At 47.0% G+C, this 8,342-nt stretch carries 4 protein-coding genes and 1 pseudogene; all 5 read left to right on the top strand.

Annotated elements, in window-relative coordinates; translation table 11 throughout:
• Nucleotides 1-699: 699 nt before the first annotated feature.
• Nucleotides 700-2,958: a methyl-accepting chemotaxis protein gene (locus tag EPO18_RS18350; protein WP_292435911.1), complete on the top strand. Its 2,259-nt coding sequence runs from the start codon at nt 700-702 to the stop codon at nt 2,956-2,958.
• Nucleotides 2,959-3,455: 497 nt separating this feature from the next.
• Complete coding sequence (locus EPO18_RS18345; RefSeq protein ID WP_292435908.1) at nt 3,456-4,856, top strand: CmpA/NrtA family ABC transporter substrate-binding protein; 1,401 nt, start codon at nt 3,456-3,458, stop codon at nt 4,854-4,856.
• 234 nt (nt 4,857-5,090) lie between these two features.
• On the top strand, nt 5,091-6,107 hold the full coding sequence (locus EPO18_RS18340; RefSeq protein WP_292435906.1) for an ABC transporter permease: 1,017 nt from the start codon (nt 5,091-5,093) through the stop codon (nt 6,105-6,107).
• 123 nt (nt 6,108-6,230) lie between these two features.
• The gene (locus tag EPO18_RS18335; RefSeq protein ID WP_292435904.1) at nt 6,231-7,994 is read left to right on the top strand and encodes an ABC transporter ATP-binding protein; all 1,764 of its coding nucleotides are present in this window, start codon (nt 6,231-6,233) and stop codon (nt 7,992-7,994) included.
• 33 nt (nt 7,995-8,027) lie between these two features.
• A pseudogene (locus tag EPO18_RS18330) lies at nt 8,028-8,342 on the top strand (alginate export family protein); the annotation flags it as partial.

Raw genomic sequence — 8,342 nt, 5'->3', positions numbered from 1 at the left:
AGTTGGTGCAAATTAACCGGCGAATGCACAAAACTAATGCATCTTTCAAAAATTCAAACACTTTTTGTTATAAAAATATGGTTCATAGTTACCTTTATTTATCGAACTAAAGCTCATAAAAATCCATATTACAACTTTGGCAGACCAAGCTGATAAAATAATAAGTCATTTAAGATCATTCACATAGAACATCAATTACATCTAAATTAATTCACTCATAAATTGCAAGCTATTGATTTTATAGCAAATACCATACAAGAATACTGTTAATGTTGGCACAACGCTTGCTTCTACACACCATAAAAGCTCTAATGATGGAGCATTGAAAAATTTAGGTTCAACGGCGAGCCATTTAATGACAAAGGCGTCTACCGGATTGAGTGCATCATGCATTCCGTCCGGAGATGCTTTTTTTTGCTCTTTTTAAAGAGCAAAAAACTTTACAATGAAACACCAACTTGAGGAAATAAACGCATCTTATTAATTGATATTATTGCAAAATGATTATAACTTTACATATTCGGAAAATTTAATTATTCATCGCCTTTGGATATTCAATTCATCCGGAAACTCGGCATAGTCGGCACTTATCAACTGCAATGATTAAAGAAAACTTATGGCCAGCCGGAATATGGATTTGGTCGTTGCGTTTATTTACTTAACAAATTCAATCGTAATAATAAAAAACAGGTGCGCATCATGCTAAATAAGATGAGAAATTCCCTCCAGTTAACTATCAGAATGCGATTTACAATAATTTTAAGCATTTTAGTCATCGGTTTTTCACTGTTCGGTTTTGCGACCTTCAAGGCGATGAATACACTTAATGTTAACGGCCCGATTTATCAACGTATCGTTCAGGGCAAAGACATTATTGCCGATGTATTACCGCCGCCTGAATATATTATCGAGTCGTATCTGGTGGTACTGCAATTAACTCAAACAACCGTCCCTGCTGAAATTAGCGCCTTAGTGGCGCGTTTTCAAATACTAAAAACAGAATACGAATCCCGTCATGGTTATTGGCTAAATCAGCCTTTGGAGCAGAAGCTCCGTGCCTCTTTAGTTGAACGCTCGTATCAGTCGGCGCAAGCCTTTTACTATGAAGCAGACCAACGGTTTCTACCAAGCATTCAGGCGGGCGACCGCGACGGTTCACTGGCCAGCCTTTTGAAAATGCGCCAGGCTTATGAAGAGCATCGTAGCGCTATTGATCAGGCAGTGAAGATTGCAACAGCCCGCAACGTAGAAGATGAAGCACAAGCACTGAGTACCATACACAAGTACAAAATCGTATTGGCCGGCATTTTCATATTCAGCGTTGCAATAGCAATAATATTGACCTTTATGGTCAGTCGCGGCATTTTAAAATCACTCCAAACCGCACAACAAGTGGCAGGAGAAATTGCCAAAGGTAACCTGAGCTCCAGCATTGACATTCATCAACAGGATGAAATCGGCGAACTGTTGCGCTCCATGAAAGCCATACAGGATCCTATCAATCTGTTCGTTACCGACCTGGACTCTATGGCAAAAAAACATGCAGACGGCTGGGTCAAAGAACAACTCGATGTTTCAAAATTCTCCGGCATTTATAGCAATATGGCGCATGAAGTTAATGAGTTGATTCAATCGCGCATCGCTATAAATAGAAAGCTGATCGGTATCGTTAACCAGTATGCCAAAGGCGATTTCTCTGCTGACATGGATGTTCTGCCGGGCGAAACCATTGCCATTACCAAGATCATGGACAGTGCAAAGAAAACCTTCCTCGATGTTAACAACGAAATCAAAATGCTCGCAGAAGCCGGCGCTAAAGGCGATTTCTCGAAGCGTAGCGACGCGGATAGATTTGAGTTTATGTTCAAGGAAATCATGACCAATCTTAACAATCTGATGGAAACCAGCGACGTCGGCTTCAACGACGTATTGCATGTTGCTAATGCACTGGCCCAGGGCGATTTAACCCAAACTATCGACAAAAACTATCCCGGCGCTTTTGGCGAGGTAGTTGCCGGCATGAATAATATTGTAGAAAATCTCAAAACTTTGGTAGGAGACATCAAGAACTCCACCGACAGCATTAATACAGCGGCTAAAGAAATCGCCGCAGGCAATAACGACTTGTCCCATCGCACCGAGGAGCAAGCCGCCAGTCTCGAACAAACTGCCGCCAGCATGGAAGAACTGACTTCGGCCGTGCAGCATAATGCCCAAAATGCCCAACAGGCCAACCGACTTGCCGTTGCAGCAACCAGCACCGCGAGCAGAGGCGTTGAAGCGGTCGGGCACGTTGTCATGACCATGAATGATATTAACGAATCGTCGCGCAAAATCGGGGACATCATCTCGGTAATCGATGACATCGCTTTCCAGACCAACATACTCGCCCTCAATGCCGCAGTAGAAGCGGCCCGTGCCGGAGAACAAGGCAGGGGCTTTGCCGTGGTGGCAGTAGAAGTACGCAATCTTGCGCAACGCGCCGCGACGGCAGCTGGAGAGATTAAAGACCTGATTAACGAGTCCGTAGATAAAGTCGCGGATGGTAGTAAACTGGTTACCCAGGCGGGGTTAACGATGGAAGAAATTGTCACTTCGATCCGTGGCGTTACAGACATGATGGCCGAAATCACCGCTGCCTCGTCTGAGCAAAGTTCCGGTATCGATCAGGTCAATCAGGCTATCGCCCAGATGGATGACGTCACTCAACAAAACGCCGCGTTAGTAGAACAAGCCGCAGCAGCAGCAGAATCGCTGGAAGAACAGGCGCAAAACATGGTAGTTACAGTAAGCAGTTTTAAAGTGGACGGCCATTCGCCTAATTCGAGCAAGTCTGTTCATGCAGCGCCCGAACGAAAAGAGACGCCACAAGTAAAAACAGGTACCGGTAAAATTTTACCGTTTAACCAAAAACTACAATTACAACTTGCCGATAATGACGTTTGGGAAGAGTTTTAATCCTAATTTATCCTTTAAAGTGCTTATATTTTTGATTTTTAAGTAGGGCACGCTGTGCATCCTTTAGAAATCTTCATAATAATCAATGCATAAGATACGCACAGCGTACCCTACGGTGAATTGAACTTGGCCCTTGTAGAGATAGCGGCTGGAAAATATTAAAATGGCTAGCTATTTATTTTCATTGTTGGTGCAAACTGCTGAGTCGATGCACAAAATTGATGCATTAAGCCTTAAACTTACCCCCAGCTTAACTACTGTTGCCATGCGATAAGTACTTATATCTATTAACTTAACCCCATCAAATAACCTTTTCAAAATTTTGGCATAACGATTGCTTTAAACAATACAGAGGCTCCAATGGCGGAGCACTAAAAAAATATCGGTTCAATGGCGAACCAAAAAAGACAAAGGCGTCTATCCAACTGAATACATTATGTATTCTGGAGGGTGACGCTTTTTTTTTGCTGATTTTTTTCAAACCCGATGAGGTCAATATGAAACAAACCGGACGATTTACCATAAAAAAACTGGTTACTGCACTTGTCGCTGTAGCTGCGATATCAACCTTATCTTTTGCGTCCAATGCCGGCGCAGCTGAAAAGCTGGAAAAAGACAGCTTAAAACTAGGCTTCATCAAATTAACCGATATGGCGCCTTTAGCGGTCGCGTTTGAAAAAGGCTTTTTCGAAGACGAGGGCCTTTCCGTACAACTGGAAGCACAGGCTAACTGGAAAGTTTTAATGGACCGCGTCGTCAGCGGCGAACTTGACGGCGCGCATATGCTGGCTACCCTGCCCTTCGGCGCGGCCATCGGCTACGGCACCAAAGCGGATATTATCAGCGCCTTTACCCTAACTTTAAATGGCGATTTTATTACCGTATCCAATGATGTCTGGAATCAAATGAAGCCGCAGATTCCTATGAAAGACGGTAAGCCGGTACATCCGATTAAAGCGGATACCTTAAAACCGGTATTAGAGAAATATAAAAGCGCGGGCAAACCTTTCAATATGGCAATGACTTTCCCGGTCGGTACGCACAATATGAAATTGCGTTACTGGCTGGCGGCCGGCGGTATTAAACCCGGATTCTATGCACCGCCTGAAGACACTTCCGGCCAGATCGACGCCGAAGCGATGCTGTCTGTGACGCCGCCGCCGCAAATGCCGGCCACTATGGATTCAGGCACAATTGTCGGTTACTGCGTAGGCGAACCGTGGAACCAACAAGCGGTATTCAAAGGCATCGGCGTACCGGTCATCAGCGATTACGAGTTGATGAAAAACAGTGCTGAAAAAATCTTCGGTGTGAACAAAGAATGGGCGGATAAAAACCCGAACACTCACAAAGCGGTTATCAAAGCGTTGATTCGTGCATCGATGTGGCTGGATGCGGAAAACAACAAGAACCGTAATGAAGGCGTGGAAATGTTGTCGCAAAAACAGTATGTCGGCGCTGATTACGAGGTGATTGCCAACAGCATGAACGGCGCGGTTGAATACGAAAAAGGAGACAAACGCCCTTTACCCGATTTCAACGTATTCTTTCGCTATAACGGTTCTTACCCTTATTACAGCGATGCGGTCTGGAGTTTGACCCAAATGCGCCGCTGGGGGCAAATCAACGAATACAAACCTGACGAGTGGTACCTGGAAACCGCTAAAAAAGTGTATCGCCCCGATATTTACATGGCTGCGGCTAAGGCGCTGATTGCGGAAGGCAAAGCGAAAGCCGGCGATTTTCCTGCCGACAGTGAAACCGGCATCAAGCCTCCTAGCGCAGAGTTTATTGACGGCATCACTTTTGATGCAACCAAGCCTAATGATTACCTGACCAAGTTCCCTATCGGCCTGAAGGGCAAGCAAAAAGTGGTCGGCGGCAAAGTGGTTGAATAATCGACATAGCATCGTTCCCAGACTCTGGTGTGGGAAGTAGAACAATATAAAGCCCTCTCCAGAGGGAGAGGGTTGGGTGAGGGGAAAACAAAATAAGGCAAAAGCTTTATTTGATCCCCTCATCCTAACCTTCTCCCTGAGGGAGAAGGAACTGTCCACACTTAACTTAATGACGTGACGCCGGAACGTGGGAACGATGCCTTACTTCAATCGGTGAAAATTCAGGAGCCAAACATGTACAATCAAATCATCAAATTTTTTAACATAACCGGGCTAACCTGGTTTGTTCCTTTCGTAAAAATAGCCGCCGGGGAAAATCCCTCTCTGCAAATCCGCCAACTGTGGCTGATCATGGGCGTGCCGATACTCGCTTTTATGGTCTTTCTGGGGATTTGGAGCTTTTCCGCATCCAAGGTCAACACCAGCTTGGGCGCTATTCCCGGCCCCGTCGCAGTGTGGCATGAAGCAGGCGGATTATTGGACGACCATTTCGCCGAGCGAGCCAAAGAAGCCGAGTATTATCAACGCCAGCAAGCTCGCAACGAGCAAAAACTTGCAGAAGATCCGACTGCCGAAATCAAAGTTCGTCCCTATAACGGCCAAGCCACTTATCTGGACAAGATATTCACCAGTCTTTATACGGTGTTTGCAGGTTTTTTAATTGCTACCTTAGTCGCCGTCCCGCTCGGTCTGTTCTGCGGTATGAGCCCAATCTTCAACACCGCGATCAACCCGCTGGTGCAGATTTTCAAACCGGTATCGCCATTAGCTTGGCTGCCTATCGTCACGTTGGTGGTTAGCGCCGTGTATGTGGGCGGCAGTGACTCCTGGTTTGAAAAATCTTTCCTGACGTCCGCGATTACCGTGACGCTGTGCTCGCTGTGGCAGACCCTTATCAATACCGCAGTCGGCGTATCGTCAATAGACAAGGACCTGATTAACGTTGGCAAAGTGCTGCGCCTGAACTGGAGCACACAAATCAAGAAAATTATTTTGCCGTCCTCCCTGCCCTACATCTTTACCGGCATGCGTTTGTCGCTGGGTGTGGGCTGGATGGTGTTAATCGCTGCGGAAATGCTGGCGCAAAACCCGGGGCTGGGCAAATTCGTCTGGGATGAATTCCAGAACGGCAGTTCCAACTCCTTGGGCCGAATCATGGTCGCTGTCTTTACCATTGGAATGATCGGCTTTGTGTTGGACCGCATCATGCAATCCTTACAAAACCTATTCTCTTTCGGTAGAGCGATTTAATTTAACGTTAATTTATCCACGAAAAGCACGAAAAGCACGAACGATGTGTTTGTTTTAAATATTTTCGTGCTTTTCGTGCCTTTCGTGGACAACAAATTTTTCTATGTTTAACCAGGAGCCGAGATGCCCGTCGTAAATCTCAACGTTGTGAACCCTTCGACAAGCTCAGGACAGGTCAAGCGCCCCCTAAGCGAGCCGCCTGCGCCATCGAATGACGCCCACCAGCCTTTGTTGGAATTAAAGTCTGTATGCAAAAGCTATGGCGCGACATCCATCCTCAACAATATCAACCTGAGCATTAAAGAAGGCGAATTCATTGCTATTGTCGGTTTTTCCGGCAGCGGCAAAACCACGCTGATTTCAGCCATTGCAGGGTTAATCCAGGCCGATAGCGGCGAGTTGCTAAAACAAGGCCAACCGATTACCGAACCGGGGCCTGATCGGGGCGTGGTATTCCAGAACTATTCGCTGATGCCGTGGCTAACCGTGTTTGAAAACGTGGCGCTGGCGGTCGATGAAATATTTAAAGACTGGCCTGCCGAGCAACGCCGGGCGCATACCGAAAAATACGTCAAAATGGTTAATCTCGGCGCGGCGATGGATAAAAAACCCGCCGAACTGTCAGGCGGCATGCGGCAACGGGTCAATGTAGCAAGAGCCTTGGCGGCAAGTCCCGATATTTTGCTGCTCGACGAACCGCTCAGTGCATTGGACGCTTTGACGCGCGGCAATTTACAGGACGAGATTTTGCAAATCTGGGCACAGGAAAAGAAAACCGTCATTTTAATTACCAACGATGTCGATGAAGCGATCTACATGGCGGACCGGGTAATCCCGCTAAATCCCGGCCCCGATGCAACTTTCGGTCCGGATTTTCATATCAATATCGAGCGTCCCAGAGGCCGGACCGCATTAAACCATAACCCTGAGTTTAAAAAACTGCGCGCCGAAATCACCCGTTATTTAATGGACATCGGTATCGAAAAAAACTTGAGTTCAAGCGCCGATAAAATCGTCCTGCCCAATGTAAGACCCAATACCAGCAATGACTGGGATCGCGATTACTCAACTTTAAAACCCAGCCAAGACGATTTAGGCCGCCCCCGTTACCTGGAGTTTTCAAGGCTATCCAAAATCTACCCAACGCCCGACGGCAACAGTACCGTCAAAGTCGTCGACGGCTTCGACCTGAAAATGAAAAAAGGCGAATTCATCTCGATCATCGGCCATTCCGGCTGCGGCAAATCAACCGTGTTATCGATGACTGCCGGCCTGAACGACATATCCGAAGGCGTGATTATTTTAGACAACAAGGAAATTGCCAGCGCCGGACCTGATCGCGGCGTGGTGTTCCAGGCGCCCAGCCTGTTTCCCTGGCTGACCGCATTTGAAAACGTGATGCTGGGCGTCGATAAAGTCTATCCCCATGCCGCCAAATCGGAACGCGACGACATCGTCGAATACTACCTGACCCGCGTCGGCTTGGGCGATTCGCTCCTTAAAAAAGCCGGTGACATGTCCAACGGCATGAAGCAACGGGTCGGCATTGCCCGCGCTTTTGCGTTGTCGCCAAAACTGCTGTTATTGGACGAACCGTTCGGCATGTTGGATTCTTTGACCCGCTGGGAGTTACAGGAAGTGTTGATGGAAGTCTGGGAAAGAACCCATGTGACGGCCATTGTGGTCACCCATGATGTCGATGAAGCCATCCTGCTGGCAGACCGGGTAGTAATGATGACCAACGGCCCGCACGCCAAAATCGGCAAAATCGAAGAGATTGATTTGCCGAGACCGCGCAGCCGCAAAGCCCTGCTGGAACATCCCGATTACTACAAATATAGGGAGAGTATCTTGAGTTTTCTTACCGAATGCGACCATACGCATTAGCAACAATTTTAAATCAATACATTAGGAGGCTTTATGCCGCAGCAACAAAGAAAAATCCCTTTATCTGCATCGCTATTGGCCCTGTCAGTAGTAAGCGGCTCAGCCTTGGCCGGCGTTACCCAAGATGTTGAAGATGCACTTAATTTCTATCATTACGGTAAAAACGGCGCGGTCAAGTTCGACCTAAACACTCGTTGGGAAAACGTAGATCAAGACAAAGGCACCCTATTCAGGGGTCAATTTCCGCATACTGCCAATGCCTTCACCAGTCGTTTACGTGCGGGTTTACTATCGCCGACTTTTCATGGCATTCAAGGTTACGCCGAATACGAAGGCAACCTTGCGATG

It is taken from the genome of Methylobacter sp. (genome assembly GCF_004322395.1).
Lineage (GTDB): Bacteria > Pseudomonadota > Gammaproteobacteria > Methylococcales > Methylomonadaceae > Methylobacter_A.
This window is presented reverse-complemented; position numbering and strand designations above follow the sequence as displayed.

Coding starts and splice junctions, on each gene's coding strand:
- EPO18_RS18350 (WP_292435911.1), top strand. CDS start 700: ATGCTAAATAAGATGAGAAATTCCCTCCAGTTAACTATCAGAATGCGA.
- EPO18_RS18345 (WP_292435908.1), top strand. CDS start 3,456: ATGAAACAAACCGGACGATTTACCATAAAAAAACTGGTTACTGCACTT.
- EPO18_RS18340 (WP_292435906.1), top strand. CDS start 5,091: ATGTACAATCAAATCATCAAATTTTTTAACATAACCGGGCTAACCTGG.
- EPO18_RS18335 (WP_292435904.1), top strand. CDS start 6,231: ATGCCCGTCGTAAATCTCAACGTTGTGAACCCTTCGACAAGCTCAGGA.